Annotated in this window: 26 protein-coding genes and 1 pseudogene; 13 read left to right on the top strand and 14 right to left on the bottom strand. The window is 68.6% G+C overall.

From position 1 onward, the window contains the following. Positions 1–353: pseudogene (locus tag NUM_RS01830) on the bottom strand (transposase); the annotation flags it as partial. Between the two features lie 42 nt (positions 354–395). Here NUM_RS01830 and NUM_RS01825 point away from each other — a divergent pair. After that, positions 396–1,394, top strand: coding sequence for a Hint domain-containing protein (locus NUM_RS01825; protein WP_308440529.1), 999 nt, complete (start codon positions 396–398; stop codon positions 1,392–1,394). A 72-nt stretch (positions 1,395–1,466) separates the two neighbouring features. After that, a complete protein-coding gene (locus NUM_RS01820) occupies positions 1,467–1,847 on the top strand; it encodes a DUF2750 domain-containing protein (protein WP_225918262.1) in 381 nt (126 codons plus the stop codon). Between the two features lie 220 nt (positions 1,848–2,067). Here NUM_RS01820 and NUM_RS01815 read toward each other — a convergent pair whose 3' ends face one another. The 4 genes from NUM_RS01815 to NUM_RS01800 all read right to left on the bottom strand — a co-directional run bounded on the left by NUM_RS01815 (position 2,068) and on the right by NUM_RS01800 (position 5,512). After that, entirely contained in the window at positions 2,068–2,544 is a 477-nt protein-coding gene (locus tag NUM_RS01815) for an SMI1/KNR4 family protein (protein WP_207122745.1), read from the bottom strand. 370 nt (positions 2,545–2,914) lie between these two features. Further along, positions 2,915–4,297, bottom strand: a complete 1,383-nt coding sequence (locus NUM_RS01810; RefSeq protein WP_207122744.1) for a cytochrome P450 — start codon at positions 4,295–4,297, stop codon at positions 2,915–2,917. A gap of 35 nt (positions 4,298–4,332) precedes the next feature. Next, positions 4,333–4,872: a pyridoxamine 5'-phosphate oxidase family protein gene (locus NUM_RS01805; RefSeq protein WP_207122743.1), complete on the bottom strand. Its 540-nt coding sequence runs from the start codon at positions 4,870–4,872 to the stop codon at positions 4,333–4,335. An 85-nt stretch (positions 4,873–4,957) separates the two neighbouring features. Further along, positions 4,958–5,512, bottom strand: a complete 555-nt coding sequence (locus tag NUM_RS01800; protein ID WP_207122742.1) for a TetR/AcrR family transcriptional regulator — start codon at positions 5,510–5,512, stop codon at positions 4,958–4,960. 96 nt (positions 5,513–5,608) lie between these two features. Here NUM_RS01800 and NUM_RS01795 point away from each other — a divergent pair, with 96 nt between their 5' ends. From NUM_RS01795 to NUM_RS01785, 3 genes are all read left to right on the top strand, one after another. After that, positions 5,609–5,893, top strand: coding sequence for an antibiotic biosynthesis monooxygenase (locus tag NUM_RS01795; protein WP_207122741.1), 285 nt, complete (start codon positions 5,609–5,611; stop codon positions 5,891–5,893). Positions 5,894–6,033: 140 nt separating this feature from the next. Continuing rightward, the gene (locus NUM_RS01790; protein WP_207122753.1) at positions 6,034–6,279 is read left to right on the top strand and encodes an amino acid permease C-terminal domain-containing protein; all 246 of its coding nucleotides are present in this window, start codon (positions 6,034–6,036) and stop codon (positions 6,277–6,279) included. A 345-nt stretch (positions 6,280–6,624) separates the two neighbouring features. Further along, positions 6,625–7,536, top strand: coding sequence for an SDR family oxidoreductase (locus NUM_RS01785; RefSeq protein ID WP_207122740.1), 912 nt, complete (start codon positions 6,625–6,627; stop codon positions 7,534–7,536). A 269-nt stretch (positions 7,537–7,805) separates the two neighbouring features. Here NUM_RS01785 and NUM_RS01780 read toward each other — a convergent pair whose 3' ends face one another. Then, positions 7,806–8,765: a polysaccharide deacetylase family protein gene (locus NUM_RS01780; protein ID WP_207122739.1), complete on the bottom strand. Its 960-nt coding sequence runs from the start codon at positions 8,763–8,765 to the stop codon at positions 7,806–7,808. Positions 8,766–8,818: 53 nt separating this feature from the next. On the opposite strand from NUM_RS01780, the gene NUM_RS01775 reads away from it, so the two are divergent. Further along, positions 8,819–9,178: a MerR family transcriptional regulator gene (locus tag NUM_RS01775; protein WP_207122738.1), complete on the top strand. Its 360-nt coding sequence runs from the start codon at positions 8,819–8,821 to the stop codon at positions 9,176–9,178. A 95-nt stretch (positions 9,179–9,273) separates the two neighbouring features. On the opposite strand, the gene NUM_RS01770 is transcribed toward NUM_RS01775, so the two are convergent. Next, the gene (locus NUM_RS01770; protein WP_207122737.1) at positions 9,274–9,645 is read right to left on the bottom strand and encodes a hypothetical protein; all 372 of its coding nucleotides are present in this window, start codon (positions 9,643–9,645) and stop codon (positions 9,274–9,276) included. A gap of 590 nt (positions 9,646–10,235) precedes the next feature. On the opposite strand from NUM_RS01770, the gene NUM_RS01765 reads away from it, so the two are divergent. The 3 genes from NUM_RS01765 to NUM_RS01755 all read left to right on the top strand — a co-directional run bounded on the left by NUM_RS01765 (position 10,236) and on the right by NUM_RS01755 (position 13,457). After that, a complete protein-coding gene (locus NUM_RS01765) occupies positions 10,236–10,922 on the top strand; it encodes a DUF5994 family protein (protein ID WP_207122736.1) in 687 nt (228 codons plus the stop codon). A gap of 138 nt (positions 10,923–11,060) precedes the next feature. After that, positions 11,061–11,501 carry a DUF5994 family protein gene (locus tag NUM_RS01760; RefSeq protein WP_207122735.1) on the top strand — a complete coding sequence of 147 codons (441 nt, stop codon included), beginning with the start codon at positions 11,061–11,063 and terminating at the stop codon, positions 11,499–11,501. Positions 11,502–13,103: 1,602 nt separating this feature from the next. Beyond that, a complete protein-coding gene (locus tag NUM_RS01755) occupies positions 13,104–13,457 on the top strand; it encodes a MerR family transcriptional regulator (protein ID WP_207122734.1) in 354 nt (117 codons plus the stop codon). Positions 13,458–13,644: 187 nt separating this feature from the next. Here the strand turns inward: NUM_RS01755 and NUM_RS01750 are convergent, their stop codons facing one another. From NUM_RS01750 to NUM_RS01730, 5 genes are all read right to left on the bottom strand, one after another. After that, positions 13,645–14,424 (bottom strand): sigma-70 family RNA polymerase sigma factor, encoded by a 780-nt coding sequence (locus NUM_RS01750; RefSeq protein ID WP_207122733.1) that lies wholly within the window; start codon positions 14,422–14,424, stop codon positions 13,645–13,647. 192 nt (positions 14,425–14,616) lie between these two features. Next, positions 14,617–14,904 carry a hypothetical protein gene (locus tag NUM_RS01745; RefSeq protein WP_207122732.1) on the bottom strand — a complete coding sequence of 96 codons (288 nt, stop codon included), beginning with the start codon at positions 14,902–14,904 and terminating at the stop codon, positions 14,617–14,619. Between the two features lie 135 nt (positions 14,905–15,039). After that, on the bottom strand, positions 15,040–16,113 hold the full coding sequence (locus NUM_RS01740) for a fatty acid desaturase family protein (protein WP_225918261.1): 1,074 nt from the start codon (positions 16,111–16,113) through the stop codon (positions 15,040–15,042). A gap of 129 nt (positions 16,114–16,242) precedes the next feature. After that, positions 16,243–16,446 carry a cold-shock protein gene (locus tag NUM_RS01735; protein WP_207122730.1) on the bottom strand — a complete coding sequence of 68 codons (204 nt, stop codon included), beginning with the start codon at positions 16,444–16,446 and terminating at the stop codon, positions 16,243–16,245. Between the two features lie 148 nt (positions 16,447–16,594). Beyond that, a complete protein-coding gene (locus NUM_RS01730) occupies positions 16,595–16,795 on the bottom strand; it encodes a hypothetical protein (protein WP_207122729.1) in 201 nt (66 codons plus the stop codon). A gap of 184 nt (positions 16,796–16,979) precedes the next feature. Here NUM_RS01730 and NUM_RS01725 point away from each other — a divergent pair, with 184 nt between their 5' ends. Continuing rightward, positions 16,980–17,246, top strand: coding sequence for a hypothetical protein (locus tag NUM_RS01725; protein ID WP_207122728.1), 267 nt, complete (start codon positions 16,980–16,982; stop codon positions 17,244–17,246). Positions 17,247–17,321: 75 nt separating this feature from the next. Here the strand turns inward: NUM_RS01725 and NUM_RS01720 are convergent, their stop codons facing one another. Next, entirely contained in the window at positions 17,322–18,329 is a 1,008-nt protein-coding gene (locus tag NUM_RS01720) for an alpha/beta hydrolase family protein (RefSeq protein WP_207122727.1), read from the bottom strand. Positions 18,330–18,387: 58 nt separating this feature from the next. Between NUM_RS01720 and NUM_RS01715 the strand changes: the two genes are divergently transcribed. Continuing rightward, positions 18,388–18,963: a helix-turn-helix domain-containing protein gene (locus NUM_RS01715; protein ID WP_207122726.1), complete on the top strand. Its 576-nt coding sequence runs from the start codon at positions 18,388–18,390 to the stop codon at positions 18,961–18,963. 828 nt (positions 18,964–19,791) lie between these two features. Next, complete coding sequence (locus NUM_RS01710; RefSeq protein ID WP_225918260.1) at positions 19,792–20,295, top strand: DUF2752 domain-containing protein; 504 nt, start codon at positions 19,792–19,794, stop codon at positions 20,293–20,295. A 202-nt stretch (positions 20,296–20,497) separates the two neighbouring features. Here NUM_RS01710 and NUM_RS01705 read toward each other — a convergent pair whose 3' ends face one another. Beyond that, positions 20,498–22,117, bottom strand: a complete 1,620-nt coding sequence (locus NUM_RS01705) for a carboxylesterase/lipase family protein (RefSeq protein WP_207122725.1) — start codon at positions 22,115–22,117, stop codon at positions 20,498–20,500. Here NUM_RS01705 and NUM_RS01700 point away from each other — a divergent pair. Beyond that, positions 22,116–22,787, top strand: coding sequence for a TetR/AcrR family transcriptional regulator (locus NUM_RS01700; RefSeq protein ID WP_207122724.1), 672 nt, complete (start codon positions 22,116–22,118; stop codon positions 22,785–22,787). The genes NUM_RS01705 and NUM_RS01700 overlap by 2 nt on opposite strands. The last annotated feature ends 209 nt before the right edge of the window (positions 22,788–22,996 follow it).

The following is a 22,996-nucleotide window of genomic DNA, read 5'->3' as shown; positions in this document are numbered from 1 at the left end:
GCACGTCACCGCGACCGGCACCCTGATCGGGGCGTCGGCTGCGGCCAGGTCACGGACGAGCGGGTAGGTCATTTTGGGTTGACATCCCGAGCCAGGTAAGCCGCAGCCCGGCGCAGCACCTCGTTTTCCTGCTCCAGCAGCCGATTACGGCGCTTGAGCTCACGCAGCTCCTGCGACTCCTCGCGGGTCACGCCGGGCCGGTTGCCGTCTTCGATGTCAGCGGCGCGCAGCCAGTTGGACAGACACGACTCGGAGATCCCGAAGTCTTTCGCGATCTGCGTCAACGGCGCACCGCCCTGGCGGGCGACCGCGACCACGTTGTCCCGGAATTCGCGGGGGTAGGGCTTGGGCACAGCAAACATCCTTCCAGCAAGGCCAGCAGCCTCACAGGTCAGGTGTCAACCAAAGCCTGGGCAGTCCCGATCAACTTCGCAGACGAGCATGGCAGTTACGCCTCAGAGGCTGACCTCGCCTATTTCAATGCCACACAGCGCGCGGGGGAAGCCGGGTCCGGCGTGGATGGTGGCGGCGCTACCGGAGGCGCGGATGAGGGTGGAAGGGGACGCGGCGGCGAGTCCCGCGGCGGCGAGTCGCCAGGCGGCGAGTCGGCGGCCGGCCGGGGACGAGACGGTGGATGCCACAGCTTCCCCGCCGGCACCAAGGTCGTACGCGCAGACGGCAGCGCCGTGGCGATCGACAAGCTCAAGGTCGGCGACCGAATCCGCAACGCCGCCCCCGGCGCCAAGCATGGTCAAACACACCGGGTCGACGGTGTCATCGTCACCCGCCACGACCGCCAGTTGGTCGATCTGACCGTTGTCACCCCGAGCGGTCTGCAGACGCTGTCGGCCACACCGACACACCTGTTCTGGGACGCCGGCCGCGACCGATGGGTACCGGCGGGACGTCTTAAGGCTGGCGATCTGCTGCAGACGACCGGCGGCCATGAACTGCGCATCGCTGCCACCCATACCCGCACTAACACCGCCGTTACCTACGACCTGACCATCCACAACCTCCACACCTACTACGTAGAAGCCGGGACCATCCCGGTACTCGTCCACAACTGCAGTGGACGGTGGAAGGTGGGCGATGATTACTCGACATGGAAAAACGGCAAGCCGCCGTCGATGTCTACCATGCGTAAGCGCTTTTGGAAGAATGAGGCAGCTGAGCCGGATGCCGCAGACCAATACGGTGCTGCGAACGTCAGCCGGATGAAGCGAGGAATGGCACCGCGTCGACAGCGACCGGATGGATCCTGGGAGTCGATGGAGTTGAGCCACGAACCGGTGCCGGCTCGAGACGGTGGTTCGTTGCTAACACCACGATGGCCAGAAGAACATGCCATAATGGACCCGGGCGGGCATCGAAAGCTTGGGCCTGGATACTGATGTCTCGTACCTCGATAGCGTGGAGGCGCTCATGTATCGGGTAGCCGGCTCGATGCCGAGAATGAGGATCCGGTGGAGGATGCTCCGTTGAGTACGAGCGGGGCCCAGGCGGCGGCGTTCTTCCGAGAGGTCGTTAAACGCGGCGTCGTGTGGTGGGTTCGTGACGACGAAGGCGGCCCGACGTGGCCCTCGAGTTCCGGCGAGCAGGTAGTTCCGTACTGGTCGTCGGAAGCGCGGGTCAACCGTGCTGTCGCAATCTGGGGTACGCAGTTTCGCGCCATGTCGATGCCGTTGCGGCGTTGGCAGGAGGTGGAACTGCCGGACCTGGCGGCCGAGGGATTGCGTGTTGGAATCAACTGGAGTGGACAGCGGCTGACCGGTTGGGACTTCACAGTCGAAGAAGTCCTCAATCGTCTCGCCCACGCGCTTAGTGAGCCGCCTTACGACGGGTAGGTGCGTACTCCGAAATGGCGTTCGGGTTTGCGGGAGGGTTGTTGCGCTGTGTGGTAGATGCCTTGTTGCACGATGAAGGTCCGTTCAGTACTGGCCGACCAGGCTGGTGCCTCGTGGGAGGCGTCGACTGCCATGGAGGCAAGGTGGGTCAGTGGCGGGAGCGGGCTGGGGCATGGGGCCAGGGCGGCAGTTTGAGGGTTTCGTCGTTGGTGTCGCTCCACTAGCCGGTGTCGTTGACGTAGTGCTCGAACCAGGCGGGGAGCGTGGGAGAGTCGAGGTACCAGGCGAGGTCGGGGTCGCCGGGGTTCGGTTCGAACAGCAGCACGGTGCCTTCATCGCTGCGGCAGTCGACGCAGGCGAGCATGCCGCAGCCCCAGTCCATGATCGGCAGTACGCCCTCCGGCCAGGCCCATTTGGTGCCGGCGCCCGTCGTCCGGAGTTCTAGGTACGCATCTACCGCCTGCTGGCCGTTCCCGTCGTTGCTGATGAGGCCGAGCAGCTCGTAGTCCGGGCCGAACCCGCCATTGCTGATGGTGCGGTAAGCCGCCGCCAGCAACGGATGCAGCCGAAACCCGAGTCGACGTTCGGCCTCGTCGATCGCTGTTTGCAGAAGCGGGTCCGGCATCGGCTCGTTGGCCCGCCCGCCGTGCCGCGCATGCTCCGCGATCTGCGTCAGCAAGGTGTCGTATTCGCTCATCGGGCCATCATCGTGGCCGGGTACGACATGACCCGGCGGAAGTGCGGTCTCAGCTCCAGATGCGCGCCCGAGGGGCGCCCGAGCCGGCGAGGCGCGTTGCGGCAGTCGCTGACCTGGGACGGCGCGGCGCCGCTTTGGAAGGTGGACTTGCCGGCGCTGGACGGCACTATCTGGCACGGGTGTCGCGGCTCTTAATCAGCGGGTTCGGGGTTCGAGTCCCTGACGGCGCACCAGGCAAAACGCAAGGGGCGGCCAGTGGCCGCCCCTTCTTTGACCCCCACTGTCGACGCGAGGCCACGGGCTGGCCGGGATCGCGCAGACGCCCGGTAGTGCGCTGCTCGACAACCTGATTCCGGCGATCGGGCGGTGGCTAGGCGCCAGTGCCCCAGGAGACGGTCACCGCTGGATCGGGCCGCATCGACGACAGGCCGCGGGCGCGGGCCGGTGGTCGATCGAGCGTGAACGGTCCCCGCGCGAGGAGCCGGCAGAGCATCACGGTCAGTTCGGTGACGGCCAAGCCTGATCCGAGGCAGCGGTGTTTGCCGCCGCCGAACGGTAGGAACTCGCTCGGCGCCCGCCGTGGTTCGTCCAGCCAGCGCTGCGGGTCGAATCGCAGCGGCTGGTCGTAGAGCGACGGGTCTCGGTGCGTCGCGTACGGGCTGAAGATGACGAGATCACCGGGGCGGATGCGGCGGCCGTCGTACTCGAAGGCCGTCACCGCGTGGCGCGCCGAGATCATGGCTGGCGGGTACAGCCGCAGGGTTTCGTCGACGATGGCGCGAAGCAGCGGCAGGCGGGCCAGATCCGCCGGGGCTGGTACCCGGCCGGCGAGTACGGCGCTGACCTCGTCGCGTGCTCGGTGCTGCCAGTCCGGGTGTGCGCCGAGCAGGTAGACGGCCCATCCCATCGCCGCACTGGTGGTCTCGTACCCGGCGGCGATCATGGTGATCGCCTGGTCGTGGATCTCCTGATCGCTGAGCCCGGAGCCGTCCCCATCTCGGCCATGGACCAGTAGAGGCAGTACGGCCCCGCGCGTTTCGTGGTCTGCTGCGGGCCGCTCGGCATCTGTCTGTCTGTGGGTGCTGCGCGGTGGGTGAGCGCGTTCTTGTTGGATCCGGTCGTCGACGAAAGCGTCGATGTCTGTTCGCGCTTGCTGGGCCCGCCGCCAGGCTGGCGTTGCCAGCCTCCGGTGCCAGACCAGCAGCTGGGGAGGTGTGTCGGCGAGCTCGAGCAGCGGTTGCAGGGTGGCCCCGAGCTCGTCGGCGTGGCGGGCCATGTCCTCGCCGAACAGCACCCGCAGGGTCGAGCGGCGAATCGCCCGGCGAAACACCGCGTAGGCGTCGAACGGCGCCGCCTGATCGAGCTCGTCGAGGGCCTCGTCGGCCGCGTCGGCCATGGTGGAGAGGTAGCCGTCGATGGATCGCGGTGCCACGGTGGGGCGGATCAGGCCGCGCCTGCGTGCGTGGTCGGCGCCGTCGGAGAGCACCACCGAGGTCGGGCCGTCGACGATCTCGAGCGCGGCGAACGCCTCTCTGGCGCTGAACCACTCGTCGTGGCCGAAGATCAACGCGTTGGCGTCCGCGCCGAGAAGGTAGACCAGGCGCTGCCGGCCGAGCCGAAGCCGGGTGGCCCGATGGCCCTTGGCGGCTCGGCGGACGAGCCAGTCGCCTGGTCGTGATCGCGGCAGGTGCGGTGCGCGTGCGTGGATCGGTGCTGGTGCGTGGGCGCCGGCTTCCGTGTTTCGGGGCTGCATGCGTGCTGCTTGCCTTCCGCTCGTGTACGGGTGGGTCACGTGTCCGCCCTTGTTCGGCTGGCCATCACGTCCGGGCGCGACGCGGGCCCGGAGCCGGAGGTCATCGCACCCATGCGGATGGGCACGACACGCTCGATCGTCACGTCCCGGACCAGTGGCAGCGACTTCCACATCAGCGCCCCACCCCGGGTACGCAGCAGCGGACCGACGATGCGGTGGAAACGCTGGATCTCCTGCGGTGTGGACCTGCGCTGCGGACCCACCGTGCCAACCAGCCGGATCCCCGGCGGTGAAACGAAACGGCCGGCGAGTAACGACCGGACCCACCTGAGTACGCCGCTGTCGACGGCGAGGATCGTCACTCGCGGATCGCGGCCGACGTTGGTGGCGAGCTGGGCGTTGAACGCATCGAAGTAGACGCCTTGCCCCTTCGCCGTCGGCAGGAACGACCCGATCGGGGTGACGTGCGGCGACCCGTCCGGGTTGAGCGAGGCGATGCTGCAGTGCAGCGAGCTGCGGATCGTGCGCGGCACGATCCGCCGGACCAGTGCCCACTGCTCGTCGCTGATCTTCACCGTCTGTCTCCTGTCCTGCCTCTGGCACCTGCTCGTGTGCTCGTGTGTCGCTACTCGATCGGCGTCGACGCCGCGCCGGATGCGTTCACAGCGCCTCTCCCAGCACGATGCGCACGAGCCGGGCCTGCACGTCTGCTTGATCCAGGTCTCCGTGGTCGATGGTCGCGAAGTGCGCGCCGACTGTCGTCAGCATCGCCAGCGCGGCGCGCGCCTCCACCTCGACCGGATCGTTGATGACCGCACCGATGAGCGCGCGCAGCACGTCGATCCTCCCGGCGTCGACACGGCGCAGCCGGACAGCCACCGTCTCGTCGCGGCGCGCCCACTCCCGCACCGCCAGGTCGACCGGCAGCAGCTCCTCGGAGAAGGTCAGATCGCGGGCCCGCACAGCGCGCGAGGTGGGCGTACCGCCTTCCCGCTCGACGCGGGCGACGACCTCCTCGACGCTGCGCCTCTCCCAGTCGTCGAGCATCGCGGCCAGCAGCGCCTGGCGATCGGCGAAGAAACCGTAGAAACCGCCCTTGGTCACACCGAGGTTCTTGGCCAGCACCTCGACCCGGACCGCCTCCGGCCCGCCCGTAGCCAGCACGCGCAGCCCCTCGTCGATCCACCCCTGCCGCGGCGTCCGCGCCTTCGCCACCTGAAGCTCCGTCCACGAAATCATGTATACGCGCCCGTATAGATCGTGCTACGGTCTTCGACTATACGGCACCGTACAGAAGGCTGGAGCAACGACATGACCATCGGATTCATCGCCTACCACTACCCGCGGCCGGAGCACTTCGCCCCCTTCGTGGAGCGGACGCGGGTGGTCCAGAAGACACTGCGGAGCCAGCCCGGCTGCCGGTCTGTCGAGATCTGGGCCACCCCGGACCGAGACGCCGTCATCACGACAGGGACGTTCGACTCCGAGCAGGACTACCAGCGCGCCTTCGGCGTGGCCCGTGGTCTCGGAGAGCCGGTCGTGTTCGACGACCGCGAGCGCAAGCCGCGCGAGATCGTCACCCTGCTCTCGCAGTGACCGCCTCGCTGGTGACCGACGAGGCAACCACAAGCATCGGACTCAGCCTGTCGTGCCCGTGCTGCGAGCCCTGACCGGCTCACCTTCCAGACCGGCCCGGTCAGCCGTTTCAAGGTGGTGCCGTACATGCCAATCGCCGCATCGATGCTCAGCATGGCCCACCCGGCGCCGGTGAAGTCAGTCGGCGCCGCCCGGAACTGCCACGCTTCCGGGTACCGCTGAACCCGGTGCTGCCGCTCGCCACGGCGCTGGCGTGCCTGTACCTGATGCTCAACCTGTCCGTCGCGACCTGGCTGCGGTTCCTGGTCTGGTTGGTCGTCGGGCTGGCCGTGTACTTCGGCTACGGGCGCCGTAACACCAAGCTCCGCGACGATCGCGACACCTGAATCGATTGCCCACCACCGGAAACCGATCACCGTGCCGGCGTCCAGGGGCGGCTGCTCGGGCCTCGGTCGGCCGATGCTGCCGGCGAGATCCCGGCCGCGTCGGCCAATGCGTCGGTGCGGTGGGCGATCACCGACGACTGCACCGCCGCCAGCGATCTCGCCACGAAACTCGTCTCGCGGTTACCGCCCCGTGCCGGCCCAGCCTCCGGGAGCGGGCAGCAGTGCGCCAGCGGATGTCGGCGCCAATTTCGTCGAGCGTGCGGAGGTGGTGGGCGCGGCCGGGTTTGTGTGGTGGCTTTCGGGGCACTGCTATCCGTGATCCGCGCCGTCAGGAGGCTCGCGACCATGCAGGATACGGGCAGGACCGACACCACAGGCTCGCAGACCGGTGCAGAGCCGAAACCGCCGTACCCCAAGCAGCGGCAGCAGGCCCCGGGGTTGGAGCGCGACATGCGCCCGCGTCCGCGGTACGAGGCGAAGCGTTATCGCGCTGCGGACAAGCTGCGTGGCAAGGTCGCGCTCATCACCGGCGGTGACTCGGGCATCGGCCGTGCGGTCGCGCTGCTGTACGCCCGCGAGGGCGCCGACGTGGCCATCGTGTATCTGCCCGAAGAACAGCCGGACGCCGAGGAGACCCGTGACGCGGTAGAAGCCACCGGACAGCGGTGTCTGCTGCTGCCCGGTGATCTGGCCGACCGTGCTTTCTGCCGGGAGGCGGTCGAGCGGACGGTCCGGGAGCTGAGTGGGCTGAACATTCTGGTGAACAACGCGGCACACCTGAACAGCCAGACCGACCTCTCGCAGCTCAGCTTCGAGGACTGGGACAGGTCTTTCAAGGTCAACGTGTACGCCTACTTTCACCTGGTGCAGGCCGCACGTCCACACCTTCAGGCGGGCGACGCGATCATTGCCACCGCCTCGGAGGAGGCCCTCAGGGGCAGCGACACCATGATCGACTATGGGGCGTCCAAGGCGGCGCTGGTCAACTTCACCAAGTCCATTGCCGAGCACCTCGCCAAAGACGGCATCCGGGCGAACGTGGTCGCGCCCGGCCCCACCTGGACGGTGCTGAATGTCGCTGACCCGAACATGCCGCAGGAGGGTCTGGCCCACCTGGGCAGCGAGGGGCCACTCGGACGGGTCGCCCAGCCGGAGGAGATCGCCCCGGTGTACGTGTACCTGGCCTCCGAGGCCGACTCCAGCTTCACCGTCGGCGAAATCATTGCCGTCACCGGCGGCATCACCACCACCGACTGACCGGCGTGCCGTTCCGCCGTGGAAGCCGCGTGAGTCACCGCACTCGGCCGAAGCCGTCGGCGGGCGGATGGTAGGAACGCGTCCGCGGCGATGTGGGGGCAGGGCCGGCCGGCCCTACCGCCGCTGGCCGGACCGCCCGCTGCTCGACCGACCGATTGCGCGTGCATAGCCAGCGCGGGCATGCCAAGCTGCCGGCATCCAGCCGCACCGGGGCGGGCGAGATACCTGTGCATCGGACCCGGTTCTTGGTGCGGCGCGCAGCGTGCACATCACCGGCGTACCGAGCTGCCAGTGTGGTGCGGCAGCTCCGTTCCTGTCGGCGGAAGCCTTGTCGCCGAGTTACCCGCGCTCGGCCCGGTGATCGTCTCGCGGTAGTGGCGGGCGATGTCGTCGCTGGTGGTCAGCCAGATGTCCGGTTGTGCGGCGAGGTAGGCCAGTGCCTGGTCGAGGTACTTGGCGCGGAACGGTTGCCCGGTCACGAACGGATGCAGGGCGAGCGCCATCACCCGGCCGCTGCCCGCCGCGTCGGCACGCAGTTGCTCGTACTGGTCGCGAACGATCTGGACGAACTCGGGGCCGGTCGTGCTCTTGCCGCCGAACAGCCCAAGGTCGTTGAGCTCCACCGAATAGGGCACGCCGAGCATCCCCGGCACCCGCAGCGGATACGGCTGGTCGTCGTTGGTCCAGTCCAGCACGTAGTCCAGGCCCAGTTCGGCGAGTAGCTGCGGGGTGCGGAACGTCTCGGTGAGGCCCGGCCCCATCCAGCCGTGCGGCCGACGGCCTGTGGCGGACGCGATCGTGTCCACCACGTCGGTCAGGATCCGCCGTTCGGCGTCCTCGGTGAGGTCGGTGTGCAGGATCGAGTTGGTCTGGCCGTGCGCGAGGAAGGCCCAGTCGCGGTCGACGCCGGCGCGGACGATCTGCGGGTACTCGGTGGCGGCCATCGAGTTGAGCAGGGTGCTGGCGCGGATCCCGTGCCGGTCGAGGATGTCGATGATGCGCCAGATCCCGACCCGGCTGCCGTAGTCGCGCCAACCGTGGTTGAGCGCGTCCGGCTGCAGTTCGGCGGTGCCCGGCCAGATGCTGGTGGAGGGGCGACCGAGTAGGAAATGCTCGACGTTGAGCCCGAGGTAGAAGGCGACCCGGGCGCCGCCGGGCCAGCGGATCGTCGGGCGTTCGGTGATGGGGCTGTAGTCGTACGGCAGCAGCGCCGCGTTGTCGTGGGTCATGCAGAGACGGTAGAAGCTAACATCAGTGTCAGGTTCAACCCGTGGGAGGTGTGATGCGTATCGGTGAGTTGTCCCGGCGCACGGGGGTCAGCGAACGTTCCCTGCGGTACTACGAGCAGCAGGGGCTGCTGTCCGCGGGACGCACCGCCGGCGGACAGCGCGACTATCCCGAGTGGGCGGTCGACCGGGTCGTGCTCATCCAGCACCTGTTCGCCGCCGGCCTGCACAGCCGGAAGATAGCCCAACTGCTGCCCTGCATGCGCGACGCCGACGCCGGCCCCGCGGCCACCGCCACACCGCAGCTGGTCGCCGACCTTGTCGCCGAGCGCGACCGCATCGACCGGATGATGACCGAACTCGCCTCCTCGCGCGAGATCCTCGACCAGGTCATCGCCACCGCATCAGGCTCGTAGCAAGCGATCAGCCCTCGTCGTCGCGCCACGCCCGCGGCTGTCGGCCGAGTGGAAGGCCCACTGGCCGCGTGCGAACGTGTGACAGGCTTGGCGGCTCAGTGGCGGACCAGTCGTCGCCCGTTGTCGGTGGAGGGCGGGGCGTAGGTCATGCCGTAGTGGTGGAAGGCGCGCTGTTCGGCGTCGGCGCTGAGGCCCAGTCCCGGTTTGGTGACGGGTGCTTGCCTCATGTCCTCGTCCGACCAGTCGGCGGTCAGTCCGTTCGGGGCACTGTGGACTTTGCCGGCGGGGACGAGCAGTTGGGTACTGGAGAAGCGGCGTGGTTTGACACACAGGAACACCGCGGTGCCGGTCTCTGCGTCGTAGTAGATGTCCACGAGCTTGCCGATTCTGTCGCCGCCGCTGAGTAGTACGTTCTGACCGAGCCACTGGCCCGGGTCGGTCGAGTTGGTGAACGTTGAATTGGTCATCGCGGTCTCCGTCCTCGGCAGCAGTGCTGCCGGATGGTTCCTGCGGCCATGCGGCCGCCACGGCGGTAGCGTCACCGACCCCGACACCGAATTCTCGGACCGTCGTGTCCGTGGCGACGTCGGGTAGACCGCCGACGCCGGGGCGGATTGTCGGAAGAGGAGTTGGAGCGTTCGTGCATGCAGCGCGACCGGGCCGTGCCAAGCACGCCTGAACCAAGCGAGTCAGGGAATGGTGACGGGCGTGCGACGAGCACGCGTCTGCATCACCGACGGTCGTTGGATCGCACGCCGCTGGTACGGTGCGCGCTGCTGCCGCCGCCCCTCATCCTGTCTGGTCTCCAGCCGACACTGGACGGGGAACGTCTCCGACTGTACTCGGGCGTGCCTCGTTCGGCCGGTCTGCCGCAGTGACGATCTGCGCAGATCGTGGCGGCGCGGATGTCGTCACGTGGCGGAGTACGGGCTAGGGTTGGCCTACCGAGGACTTGTCGAAGCGTCGGCCGCCATGCAGATGGTGCCAGTGTTGGCGTCGCCCTGGGCGAACGATTTCGTGACCGACCCACATCGGGCCGGTCGAAGGGGCCCCTGCGATGGCCGTCCAGATCAGGAATACCGCGACGTTTCCTACCCGCCGACCACTCGATTTCCGGGTCCAGCGCACCACCAACACGGGCGGTGTGCGGCTGCGGATGGATCCGACCAGCGGCCAACACGGTGCCCTGGATGGGGCGTGGTGGCCCTACACCAACGACCTGGTGGCCGAGCTGCCTGCGCTGATCGCCGGCGTCGACGCATGGCTGGCCGGCCGCGATCCTGGCCGCAGTGAGCTCGTCAGTCGGGTCGCGGTGGGCTGGCACGCCTGGAACCAGATACCCGATCGCACCGAGATCGGCGGTCGACGTGTCCAGGTCGGCTGGTTCAGCAACATCGACGTGCACACCGTCAGCGTCTCCTGCCCCAACGGCAGCCATTACGACCTGCTCGTCGTGCCGCCGGACTCACTCCATGACGCGGCAGCGTCGGTGATGACCAGGGCGGCGGACGCCCGAAACGAGTTGGGCGGCAGTGAGATCCTGCTGCAGCAGGCGGGCCGATACGACTCCGGTTCACTACCGGTGGATGCCTGGCACGATCCCGACCCCATCGCGGGGGAGCGCTCTGATCGGGAGATCGGTGCCGTCGACGCTGCTCCATCCGAGCGTGACCTGCTGCCAGTACCGCCGGTCCGGCCACTGGTCGTGCGTTCCGGTCCCGGCCGGCTCTTGTTCGGCGGCTGACCCGAGGTGACACGCGCGGGTCGCTCTCGATCTCGTCGCCGCGACGCGCGGGGGATGTTGCGCCTCGGCCGGCCAGGCTGATTCGACGCGATCTGAACTGCCGGCCGGTCGAACGATGAGTGAGATGAAGCAAGGGAGATGGTGGCGATGTTGAGTGACGCTCGACGTCAACCGGCTTCGGTCGATGGGTTTGGTCCGAGCCTGCGGCTGGCGCTGGCCGATCGGCCGTCTGGCGGCGCCGTCGACGGTGCTTGGTGGCCGTACTCGCGGGATCTGGGTATCGAGCTGCCGCCGCTGATGGCCGGTCTGCACGCGGCATCGGGGATCGATGGGGCAAGCTGGGTCTCGGCTGGCCGTGCGGGATGGGATCGCTGCCCGGTGCGGATCCGCATCGGCGGCGTCTGGGTACGGATGCGGTTGCTCGGGATGCTCGACGGCCAGTTGTTGACCATCAACTTCCTCGACGGTGACCGCATCAGACTCATCGTGGTCCCGGTGGATGCCTCCGACGACACGGCAGCCGCGGCGTTGGCGGCCGGAGCGGTGGGCAAGGCGACCGTCGAGCACCAGCACGGCTGACCAGCAGACCATCAATTGGCAGAGCCCCACCTTCCCCCGAAAGCTCCGGGATCTGGTACCGGCCAAGAGCGTCACACGGCGTCGTCGAACTGCGCTCACCGTCCCGAAAGCCGAACCCCACCACGAACCTCTGGCGAAGCCAGCCGTGACGGGCGACGAGCAGCACACGGGCCGTCTCGTGTGACCCCGCCCAAATGATCATCTCACGTGTCGGTGCTGCCCGTCCGCTTCGCTGGCATGAGCGCGAGCTGGTCTGCGCCGGGTACGCGGTTTGGACTGGGACGCGTGGGGTAGCCGCGCAACCAGCCCTGGTCGGTGCAAAAAGTCGCCACCGTGGGCCAGCAAAGGGCGCCAAGCCGCGGACTGGCGCCCTTTGCGCAGCGTCGATCTGCCAGCGCTTCGAGGTACCAACCGGAGCTCTCGACGGCGGAGCTGGTCGTCGCGTTCCGGGCAGACGAAACGGCTCCGCCGAGCAGGTATCGCGCCACGCTCGACATCGCGTGCCGGGCCAGGAGTCGTCGTTCAATCAGCGGCTCTGCAGCGTCCTAGCGCGGTATCAGCGACCCCTTCTGAGATGCGGAGGAACCGGCGCGCTCGGTTCACGTCCCTGCTGGACTGTTACCGAGTAGCTGTGCGGCGGTACCGATCGTGAACGCCGGCGAGCAGCCCCGGCACGTTCTGGCCGCGCCGGTTCTGGTGTGCGATCGCCGGACCGCCACCTTCCTGATGCATCTGCTGGAGCACTCCAACACGAGAGGAGCCTGCGACAACATCTCGCCAGGGCATCACCTCCCTGCACGGTGAGCGCGCGAACCAGCCCCGATCGCCCCTGCCCACCTTTGCTGACGGGACGGGGATGAGGTCGGCTGGGCGAACTGCTCGATCTCCCGGAGCGGATCGAACCGCACCATGCTCATCAACCATCACGCTCGGAACGATCAACAAACAAGCCGTAGGACGGGCCCTCGGGCCATCCGCATCGGCCCGCCGGGCCACGGCCGCCACGGACCTCGCCGTACCGGACCCGACGGCCTCGACGGCGCGGCCACCTGCGGCCGCGGGTGGCTCGATCGACGCGGTCGAGTCCTGGGCGAGGACACGTAGAAATCTGGGCTCGCGGCACTAGACATTCAGGGGAGTGTCGTCTAGTGTTTTGCGGGTCGACAAGAAAGACCAGGACAGACGCTGACGCAGCAGCCGCATCATCCGAGTGCGGCCGGCGGACCCGCCGTGGGTCTGCCGAGTGGATAGTTCGCGGCCACGGCGGGGGCGCTGGGAAGACGGCGCCCGCGCCGTGGCCGGTACCGAGGTAAGTGAAGGTTCGCAGGGAAAGGGAGGGTGATACACACCGTTGGATCGCCCGCCAGGCGGTGAGGTTGACGCCGGGGCGGACACCGTTGAGGGTCCCATCGAGTCCGAGGTGGTGGTCTCCGGTCACGTTTACGCGATCCCCGCACCTTGTAACCCTGGTCAAGGTAGGTGCGGAACCAAGACGCCGACAGCATGTCGGCAGGTGGTGTTATTGATCCCGAACCAGGGCCCCCGGCGTCTCCGCGCCGGGGGCCCTCGACGTGCGTCTGGCCGAGGCCAGCAGGAGGGTGCATGGACCAACAGCTCGAAGACATGTTCGACGACGACAACTACCCCGCCTACACCATGGGGCAGGCAACAGAGCTGGTCGGCGTGTCCCAGGACTTTCTGCGCAGCCTGGAGACCAAACTGCTCAACCCGCACCGCTCCACCGGCGGGCACCGCCGCTACTCCCGCTACCAGCTGCGTCTGGCCGCCCGAGCCCGCGCCTTGGTCGACGAGGGCACCGCGATCGATGCCGCGTGTCGCATCATCATCCTCGAGGACCAACTCGCCGAGGCCCAACGCCTCAACCGCCAGTACCAGCAAGACAACGCGACCCCTCATCGCGACTCCGACGATCCCCAGCCTGAAGACGAAACCTGACTGGTATCGGGGTCGTGCTGCTGGCGTTGTGCACGGCAACGCCAGCCGGCGCCTCCGAAGCGGCACCTGTTCGCCTGTTGGATCTCCGGCGGCACGCTTCCAGCGGAGTGCGAGGCGACCGTTGCCCGACGAACCGGCGCAGCCTGACCGAGCTGATCGACGGCCGTGGGGCCGCTGCCAGGCATGACTACGTGGCCTCGGCTGACAGCAGGTCGCGTAGCTCGTGCAGGGTGCGGGACAGGATGCCGGACACGTGTGCCTGTGAGATGCCGAGCTTCGCGGCGATCTGCTGTTGGGTGAGCTCGTCCAGGAACCGCATCCGGATGATGGCCTGCTCCCGGCCGGGCAGCGTGGTCAGCGCCTCGGCCAGCGCCAACCGGTCGACGACCGCGTCGATACCGGGGTCGGCGCCGGGCAGCTGCTCGACCAGCGGCGCGTCCGTCCCGCCGGCCGCGCCGTCCAGCGAGACGGCCATGTACGCCCGGAACGCCGCCATCGCGTGCCCGACCTGCTCGACCGGTTCACCGACGCTGTCGGCCAACTCGGTGACGCTGGGCAAGCGGCCGAGCCGGGCGCAGAGCGCCTCGGCGGCGTGGTGGGTGCGCAGCGCGAGTTCCTGCAGTCGCCGCGGTGGGCGCACCGCCCAGGCCCGGTCCCGCAGGTAGCGGCGTAGCTCGCCGGTGATGGTCGGCACCGCGTAGGCGATGAACCGGCCCAGCTGCGGCCGGTAGCCGTCGACCGACTTGATCAGCCCGGTCGCGGCGACCTGGCGCAGGTCTTCCAGTGGCACGCCCAGCCCCCGGTAGCGGCGGGCCAGCCGGTCGGCCAGTGGCAGCAGCGACTCGATCACGGCCGCCCGGGCCGCGGCGCGGTCGCCGGCGGTGGCCTCCGCCAGGGCCCGTACCCGGGCCGTGGGCCCGTCGCCGTCGGTGTCGCCGGCACACTGCTCGGTCTCGGTTACCGTCACGTCCCCCACCGAATCCCCGTCGGCCACGCGTCCACGCTTCGAGCGAGTCCGTCGGCACCTTGGCCGAGCGGAGCTTGGTGTGGGTTGCGGCAGCTCAGGCAGCACAGCAGCAACCTTGATGGCGACGCTGTCGTACGAGATCGAAGGCGGCGTCTCGGGTCGAGGGAAGCTTCGGGTGCGACGTGGATCGGGTTACGGTTCTGCGGCGAGGCGCGCGGTGATCTGCCGCCTGCCGTCGGCCACCGTGTGCACCCAGCGAGTCGCGAGCAGATCCGGGCTGACCCGAGTGCGCTCTTCGACCTCGCGGCCCCCATGAGGCCACGGCTGGTCCAGTGTCGACGACAGGACGTCATGCCCGCGCCGGTTTCCTCGCCACGCCGTACGAAGCACGGCGGCACCTGCGCGGGCATCGGCAACACCGGCAGCCAGCTCAGCTGCGACCAGCATCCCGCGCACGATCGTCGACTCCTCGACCGGCATCGTCGCCAGCCGTGGTTGGGCGGTGTGACCGGCAACGCGGGCGCCCACTCGGCTTGTCGGCGCGCGGTGGATGGTGTTCGCCCGCAACGGTTCCCCAGCCTGGGCTGCGATCGGAAGCTGCTGCGCGGGTGGCTGTCAGCGACGCAAGGCGAGCATGGGGCACTCGAAGGGATCGCGCGCGGCCAAGCCGACCTCGTTGAGGTAGGCGATCACGATCGCGTACGAGCGCGGCAGCGACGTCTCGGTGTAAGGAATTCCGCGGGAACGGCAGTAGTCGCGCACGATGCTGCGGGCCTTCGCCAGGTGTGGGCGCGGCATGCTGGGGAACAGATGATGCTCGACCTGGTAGTTGAGTCCGCCCATCAACGCGCTCGCCCAGAAACGCCCCCGAATGTTGCGGGAGGTGCGGACCTGTTTGGTGAAAAAGTCGAGTTTCTCGTCGGCGCCGACGATCGGCATTCCCTTATGGTTGGGCGCGAACGAGGCGCCCATGTACACGCCGAACACCGCCAGCTGGACACCGCAGAATGCGCCGGCGATCCCGGGCGACAGGAAGACGAATGCCGGCGTAGCGATCAGGGCCAGATGTGCGGCGATCAGCCCGAGCTCCACCCAGCGGCCCGTGATGCGGCGCCGGCCGGCCAAGAATCGGATCGAGCTGACGTGCAGATTGATACCTTCCAGCATCAGCAGCGGGAAGAAGGCGTAGCCCTGGCGGCGGGTCAGCGCCGCCAGCAGACCGCGACGGGTAGCGGCGTCCTCGGCCAGGAACGAGATCGTGTCGATTTCGATGTCGGGATCCTTGCCGACCCGGTTCGGGTTGGCGTGGTGACGGGTGTGCTTACCCATCCACCAGGAGTAGCTGATACCCACCAGCAGGGTGCCCAGCAAGCGACCGGCGCGGTCGTTGGCCGGCCCGCCCGAGAAGATCTGGCGGTGCGATGCCTCGTGCGCGAGGAACGCGAACTGGGTACAAATCACGCCCAGCGTTGCGGCGATCAGAAGCTGCCACCACGAGTCGCCGAGCAGAACGAATCCGGCGACCGTGCCGGCCAGCGCGAGACACAGCCCGCCGAACAGCAAGCCGTAGAACCAGCGGGCCCGGCGCAGTAGCCCGAGCTCCCGAACAACCTGCGCGACCGCCTTGTACGACCCGGCGAACTGATCCGCCTGAGCCGCTCGACGCTGGTCGACCTGCGTCGAGCGCAAACCCATAGCTGTAATAGCGACTCCCTTGCCAGAATGATCCGGGCCCGATCGGCCGATGAGGCCACGGCGCCGGCTGATAGATAGCAAGAAACGGGTACCCGAAGCATCGGGCACCCGTTCCCTGGGTCTTTACAACGTCGAGACGTTCATCGCCTGCGGGCCACGGCCGGTGGTCTCGACCTCGAACTGCACCCGGGCGTTCTCATCCAAGCTGCGGAATCCAGAGCTCTGGATGGAAGAGAAGTGAACGAACAGGTCCTCACCGCTGTCGTCCGGGCTGATAAACCCGAACCCCTTGTCGGCGTTGAACCATTTCACCGTGCCTTGAGTCATGTAGTCTCTTTCTCGTAGAGCCTACGGCGCAGCCATCTGGATACGCCGGCCAACGCACACGACTCAACAAGAAATAGAGAAGAGACCGCGCCCGCTGTCAATCTTTGCGAGCGCCTCATGAAACGACCACAAAAACCGTGAACCCGCTTCAGTACAGCACGCGCGGCGTGCCGCCGTCAACCACCACCGGTGGGCCCGCCACACTCGGCAGGCGGGCGTACACCTGCTCGAACTTCGCCACCAGCTTCGCCAGGTCGGGCCAGAACCCATCCACGAGACGCCGTGCCCGCAAGGGACTCTGCGCCGCAGGAGCGATTGGCCCCAGCGCCGCTTCGTGGTCATCGAACACGAAAGGACTCCAGCCGACGAGTCCGTCGCGATCGACCGGGTCGCGCGTGTCGTCCAGTCTCTGCTGGCTCCCGGGCAGCGTGCCCGTGGACGGCCCTCCTCTGGCGCCGCTCTGTGGGGAGCGTGCAGTCCGGCGGTCCTCTGCGAGCGGTTGGCGTTGCGGACGGGACGAACGGCACTGCTGCATGCCGCTGCTGTTGCGGGTGCGTGCCGATGTGGCGGTGCGGGACGCGGGTGCGGGCCGCAGCACGTTGGCACAGAAGCACGTCGCGATGCTCGGGTCGTCCGGACTCGGCGAAGGAAGGCAGCGGTCCGCGTTGTCGGCGTCGGCGGAGCGGGTCGTCGATCGGCTACGCGTTCGTTGCGACGCAACCCGGCCAGATGTCGAGATCGATGCGCAGCTGGCTTCTGCCGTGGGAGGGAGACGATCCAGCTTGCTGCGGCCGGCCTGATGGCTGCCGCCCGTCGCCGAAGGTCCTTTGTGGAGGGTCTCGGATTCGTTGCGGCGTTGTTCTGATCGTGCCGGCTCATGCTCTCCAAGAGGGTGATGGCACGTTGCCGTGCTCGATCCATCGAGCGATGTCGGCGACGACCGCAGGGTCGACATGCTGTGGGGTCTGGTATCCGGCCGGCGTGGACGGTTCGGTACCGGGGAAGAACAGGTGGTCGTCGGCGTCGTAGACACGGATGTCGGTGCGCGGATGCGCGGCCAAGCCCGTGCGCCAGCCGACCAGGTCGTCGGCAATGGTGACCTGGTAGTCGCGGCCTCCTTGAAGGATGAGCATCGGTACGTCGAGCCCCGCCGCGATCGACACCGGGTCGTAGTCGCGCAGTTCGAGCCAGTACGGGGCGGGCAGTCCGAACGGGAGGTCGGTGGCTGGGGTCGAGGAGGTGAGCGCGGCGCTGTCGACGAGGGCGGCCTGCTGCCGGAACGTCTCGACGGCGGCGGGCGGGACCTGGTCGGGGAGCATGTCGGCAAGGTGCTCGACCACGCGGACCGCGGCATGCTGCATCGGCTGCGTGTCGCCAGCCATGATGATCAGGCCGGCGACGGTGGGGGCGGCAGCAGCGATCGCGGGTGCGATCTTGCCGCCCATGCTGTGCCCGAGAACGAAAACTCGCTCCGGGTCGACCGACCGGTGGCGACGTAGCAGGTCGATGGCGTCGAGGGCGTGCGGCACGTACTCCTTGGTCATCGTCAGGTCCGGTGCCGCGGCGAAGTCGCGATGGGTGTGGGTCGGCTTGTCGAAACGCACTACCGTTGCCCCGCGGCTCGCCAGCCCCCAGGCCAGGTCCTTGAGCGGCTTGTTCGGCCCGCTGGTCTCGTCTCGGTCGAACGGCCCGCCACCGGCGAGCAGCACCACGCCAGCACCGGGCGTCTGCTCCCGGGGGACGCTCATCGTGCCCGGAACCGTGAGCTCGCCGGTGCCGAGGCTGACCTCGTACTCGCTGAACCGCCCCGGCTCGACGTAGGCCGGTGGCACCCAGCCAACCTCGGCCTTGCTCGTGGACTGGGCCGCGGCACCGTCAGGCATCTCGTCACAACCTTTCTCAAGACTTGCGAACGGTATCATGTGTTGAGATCATTGCGGGATGGATGCCTTCGAGCTCTTGGCTCACCCGGTGCGGTTGCGGGTCGTGCACGCGATGCGTGGCGGCAGGCAACTGACCACCGGGCAGCTGTGCGACCGCATCCGGGACGTCTCGAAGGCCACGGTCTACCGGCACGTCGAGCTACTTGCCGAAGCTGGAATCCTGGAAGTCGCGGAACAACGACGCGTGCGCGGCGCGGTCGAGCGCCGCTACCGGCTGCGTCGCGACCGGGCTGGGATCTCCCCGGACACGGTCAGCGCGCTGTCGGCCGATGACCACCGACGCGCCTTCGCCACCGCGCTGGCGGCGCTTGCTGCAGAGTTCTCCGCCTACCTCGATCGCGACACGGCCGACCCGGTCGCCGACCTGGTCGGCTACCGGCAGCACGCCGTCTGGCTCAGCGACGGAGAACTTCGCGCGATGATCGACGGAATGCGCCAAGCCATCGCACCTCGCCTGGACAACCAACCGTCGCCCGACCGCACGCAGTACCTGATCAGCCCGATCCTGTTCCCCATCGAGGCGCCGCCCACGACCGAGACCGGCACCGATCAGGGTGCCTCCGGCCAGGGATGAACCGATCGCCGAAGGTCCGGCGACCGACGAGAGCCACTCTTCGGTCGCGGGTTGACGTCCGGCGTCCCTGGGTGGCCGGCATGATCAGCCAGGCGCAGTCAGCGGGGCCGAAGCCGCCGTACGGTCGAGGCGGGATGATCTGGAAGCTCGACATCTCCTTTTGCGCCAACGGGAGTCCGGCCACGGCCGTTTCGGCGTCGTTCAACGACTGCGCTTCGAGAAGGAAGCAGGTGCCTCGGGCATCGTCGCGGAGCCAGCTCTGGCGGAGTGCGCCGCCGGCATAGAGGTTGCGAACCACCTTGGTCTCTTGCGGGATGACCGCTGCGAACGCCATCGGTCGGACAACCACGTCACCGTCTACGACCCGGAACGCGCCCTGGCCCGTGCCACCGCAACACCCGGCGGCGCCGTCTTGCGGGGACCTGGCGGTACGACCTCGAGGCGGTCCGGGCAGGACGCGGCGATCGGGGCAGGCGGCGGGAAGCAGCAGAGCCCATCGTCCGCGCAGCTCGGCATGAAGGCGGGTTCTGCTGCCGTCAGTGCGCCGGCAGGTCAGGTCCGCGACGCGGTCACCGGGCCGCGGCCGGGTGATACTGCCGAGCTCATCGCGGAGCGTAGGTGGATCCGCGCCGGGGCAACGAGCGGCGCGCAGAGCAGGTTCAGCCGGGTCTCCAGGTGGCTGGCGCAGCTGGTTGTGTTCTTCCCGTGTGGTAAGACACGAGGGTGATGATTGTCGGCCGCCTGGGAGCGATGACGCCGCCGGTCGTCTCAGCACGACCGCGGCTGCACTGGGCTGCCCGCCGGGCCGATTCGACGGAGTCAACTCCCGTGTCCGATGTCGTGGCCTCCCCGAGCGGGCCGTCAACCTTCACCGCACCGGGCCCGTTCGGTCGGATCTGGCGCCGGGTTCGGCTGTTCGGTCCGTGGCTGATGGTGGTACCGGTTGCGGGCGCGGTCGGGTGGGTGCAGACCTTCGATCCGACCAGCGGTAAGGAAGGCCCGCTGGGTCCGTGCACCTGGCACATGCTGTTCGGGGTCAACGGTCCGAGTTGCGGCGGCACCCGGGCGTTCTACTACCTGATCCACGGTGATCTGATCGACGCGGTGCGGATGCATCTGCCGTTCGTGCTCGCGGTGCCGTTCCTGCTGTCCGGGTGGCTGGCCTGGGCGCTGTCCACGGTCGGGGTGCGACTGCCGATGCGGCGACCTGGCAAGCGCTGGCTGATCGCGTACGCGGTGTTCTTCGTGCTGTTCACCACGGTGTTGCGCAACCTGCCGATCGAGCCGTTCGCCTGGTTCGACATCCCCAACACCGCGCACCGTCTGTGGTAACCACCATCGCGTGCTGCCCCAGCCCGCACCCCAGCCCGCGAGTGGCGCGACAGGGGCGGCGCAGGGCCTGAGCTAGGCGCGGCCGGCCATCTGGTTGGCATGCACCACGCCAGGCGCACAGGTAGTGGGTTCGGGTGCGGCCTCGCCATCGCTGGCAACCTTGACTGCGACGACCGGACGGGACATGCCGCGCGGACGCCGGCTATCGCAGGCTGTGCCATAGCCGGCAGTGGTGGCGCGTCGCGGTTGGTGTCGGGTGCTGGCCTTCTCGCCGCGGCGTGAACTGGTGCAGTGCCGGGGGCGCGGTCCGGATGCGGGGCCAGTGCGGTCGACCGGTGCCGTTGGGGTTGCCGGTCGTGGCGAAACCGCCGAGGTAGCCGATCATCTGGTCGGCCAGCATGCGTTGCGGCGCGGTGAGCCGCACCGGGTGGTGCGGGGTGTCCCACAGGTACGGGACATCGGAACCGTGGTAGGCGCCGAGGGGGAACGTCGGGTCGACGTCGAAGATCAGCGGTGGGTGCTGGTCGGTGAACTCGTATCCGTAGGTGGGCGTGGTGCGCGACAGGATGGTCTCGGTCTCCTGGTTGGGGCACACGTACCCGCGGTCGCCGACGATCGCTGACCATGCCCGGGTGGGGGAGCCGTAGCTTTCCAGCGGGTACGCGGCGGACACCTGGTCGGCGTCGGCGCCGAATGCGCGCCCGAGTAGTTGACGGTACGTGTCGGCGTCGATCGCCTGGTAGCTGGTGGCCACCAGCAGGCTCGCCTCGTCGCTGGTGGTACCCATCATGATCGGTACGTGCGCAGCGCGCCCTCGGGCGATCGCGGTCGCGGGAGGCTCGGGCAGCACGCCGGTGCCGTAGGCGGGGCTCCAGTACGTGGCGGTCACGGCAGGGTCGGCGAGTAGCTTCGCCGCCGGTATGGCGCGCAGGCAGGCGAGTGTCGTGGTTGCGCATCCCAGCTTCGCGGCAGCCCGGTCGCCAGCTTGGTCCACTGTGGACAATGACTTCCAGGTGGCGACCGCTGGTCCCGCACCCGGGTACAGGTCATCGACGGGGTTGGCGTCGGTGCAGGTACCGCTCTGGATCAGCGCTTTGTCGAACAGGCCACGGGCGGAGGGTGAGACCAGTTGGGCGCACACGCTGTCCCCGCCGCCGGACTCGCCGAACAGGGTGGTGTTGCGGTCGTTGCCGCCGAACCGGGCGATGTTGCGACGCACCCAGGACAGCGCGGCCTGCTGGTCTTGCAGCGCGAAGGTGCCGGAGCCGGGAAGCCCGGTGTGGCCGAAGAACCCGAACACGCCGAGGCGGTAGTTGAGGGTGACCACGATGGCGTGGGCCTGGACCGCGAGGCGGCGAGGTTCCTGGTCGCTGCCCGCTCCCGAGCTGAGCCCGCCGCCGTGCAGGTACACCAGTACCGGCAGCCGGCGCCCGGCCGGCTCGTTCGGCACGGTGACGTTGAGGTAGAGGCAGTCTTCGCTGGTCGACCCGGCGGTACCGGACACGGGGTTCGCGGCCTGCGCACACCGGTTGCCGGGGTGGGTCGCGTCGCGGACGCCGGCCCAGCGCGCGGGAGGCCGGGGAGACCTCCACCGCAGCGGGCCCACCGGCGGTGCCGCGTACGGGATCCCCTGGAAGCTGCGAGAGGCGGGCGAGGACGTGCCGCGCACCAGTCCGGCGCTGGTACGCACGATGGTCTGGCTCGACGGGGCCCGGCTGGGTGCCGCGGACGGCGGGGGTGCGCCGGACGCGGTCGCCACCCCGGCGGTCCCGAGGGTCGAGGCCAAGGCAAGGACCAGCAGTCCGCGGCCGAGTGCTCTCATGGTGATGCCCCTCCAGATTTATCTGAGCACGGTAGAATTTATCCGGCTGAATAAAATCGGAGCCGAGAATAGCATGAAACGGACAGTGACCAACGAGGCGCGGCGCGCGCAGATCGTGCAGGCAGCGATCGACACGATCGCGGAGCTGGGGTACGCCAAGGCGTCGTTCGCGCGGATCACCCAGCGCGCGGGCTTGAGCAGCCCACGCATGATCTCGTACCACTTCGCGGACAAGGACGACCTGCTCCGGCACATCGCCCTGACGGTGTTCACCGCCGGAGCCGACGCGATCGCCGAGCGGATGAGTGCGGAGACGACGGTCGCCGGCAAGCTGCGCGCCTACATCGAGGCCAACCTGCGCTTCCTGCGGGACCATCCGCGGCAGATCGTCGCGCTGACCGAGATCGGCCCGTACCTACGCACCGACGCCGGCGAAGGCTACACGGCCGAGACCGCGCAGGAACCCAGCGTGCAAGGCCTGGAGGCACTCCTGGTCGCAGGGCAACGCAACGGCGAGTTCCGTGACTTCGACGCCCGTTCGATGGCCGTACTGATCCGGGGCGCGATCGATGCCGCGGCCCAGCGACTCGGCGGTACCACGAACTTCGACTTCGACAGCTACACCCGCGAACTGGTCACCACCGCCGGCCTCACCACCCGCTGTCCGTAGCCGAACGGGCCGTTTTCGATGGCCAGTACGGCCCGCGCTGCACGTGCTGCCGTCGCCGTCCGAGCCCCGCAGGGCGCGCGCCGCAGTCGAAGCGGCGCCCTTGTCGGTGCGCCGGTACCTGCACGCGCCGGGTGGCGACGGCGAGGCAAGACGCCGACAGCTGTCGCCCAGGTGGCCAGCGGCCCGAACCGGGGGGGGGGGGGGGGGGG

It is taken from the genome of Actinocatenispora comari, from assembly GCF_017312725.1.
Taxonomy (GTDB): Bacteria; Actinomycetota; Actinomycetes; order Mycobacteriales; family Micromonosporaceae; genus Actinocatenispora; species Actinocatenispora comari.
The sequence above is the reverse complement of the archived record's forward strand: the minus strand, read 5'-3'. Positions and strand labels throughout refer to the sequence as shown.

Coding starts and splice junctions, on each gene's coding strand:
- NUM_RS01815 (WP_207122745.1), bottom strand. CDS start 2,544: ATGAGCGAATACGACACCTTGCTGACGCAGATCGCGGAGCATGCGCGG.
- NUM_RS01810 (WP_207122744.1), bottom strand. CDS start 4,297: ATGCAGCCCCGAAACACGGAAGCCGGCGCCCACGCACCAGCACCGATC.
- NUM_RS01795 (WP_207122741.1), top strand. CDS start 5,609: ATGACCATCGGATTCATCGCCTACCACTACCCGCGGCCGGAGCACTTC.
- NUM_RS01785 (WP_207122740.1), top strand. CDS start 6,625: ATGCAGGATACGGGCAGGACCGACACCACAGGCTCGCAGACCGGTGCA.
- NUM_RS01780 (WP_207122739.1), bottom strand. CDS start 8,765: ATGACCCACGACAACGCGGCGCTGCTGCCGTACGACTACAGCCCCATC.
- NUM_RS01775 (WP_207122738.1), top strand. CDS start 8,819: ATGCGTATCGGTGAGTTGTCCCGGCGCACGGGGGTCAGCGAACGTTCC.
- NUM_RS01770 (WP_207122737.1), bottom strand. CDS start 9,645: ATGACCAATTCAACGTTCACCAACTCGACCGACCCGGGCCAGTGGCTC.
- NUM_RS01765 (WP_207122736.1), top strand. CDS start 10,236: ATGGCCGTCCAGATCAGGAATACCGCGACGTTTCCTACCCGCCGACCA.
- NUM_RS01760 (WP_207122735.1), top strand. CDS start 11,061: ATGGTGGCGATGTTGAGTGACGCTCGACGTCAACCGGCTTCGGTCGAT.
- NUM_RS01755 (WP_207122734.1), top strand. CDS start 13,104: ATGGACCAACAGCTCGAAGACATGTTCGACGACGACAACTACCCCGCC.
- NUM_RS01745 (WP_207122732.1), bottom strand. CDS start 14,904: ATGCCGGTCGAGGAGTCGACGATCGTGCGCGGGATGCTGGTCGCAGCT.
- NUM_RS01735 (WP_207122730.1), bottom strand. CDS start 16,446: ATGACTCAAGGCACGGTGAAATGGTTCAACGCCGACAAGGGGTTCGGG.
- NUM_RS01725 (WP_207122728.1), top strand. CDS start 16,980: ATGCCGCTGCTGTTGCGGGTGCGTGCCGATGTGGCGGTGCGGGACGCG.
- NUM_RS01720 (WP_207122727.1), bottom strand. CDS start 18,329: ATGCCTGACGGTGCCGCGGCCCAGTCCACGAGCAAGGCCGAGGTTGGC.
- NUM_RS01715 (WP_207122726.1), top strand. CDS start 18,388: ATGGATGCCTTCGAGCTCTTGGCTCACCCGGTGCGGTTGCGGGTCGTG.
- NUM_RS01700 (WP_207122724.1), top strand. CDS start 22,116: ATGGTGATGCCCCTCCAGATTTATCTGAGCACGGTAGAATTTATCCGG.
- NUM_RS01705 (WP_207122725.1), bottom strand. CDS start 22,117: ATGAGAGCACTCGGCCGCGGACTGCTGGTCCTTGCCTTGGCCTCGACC.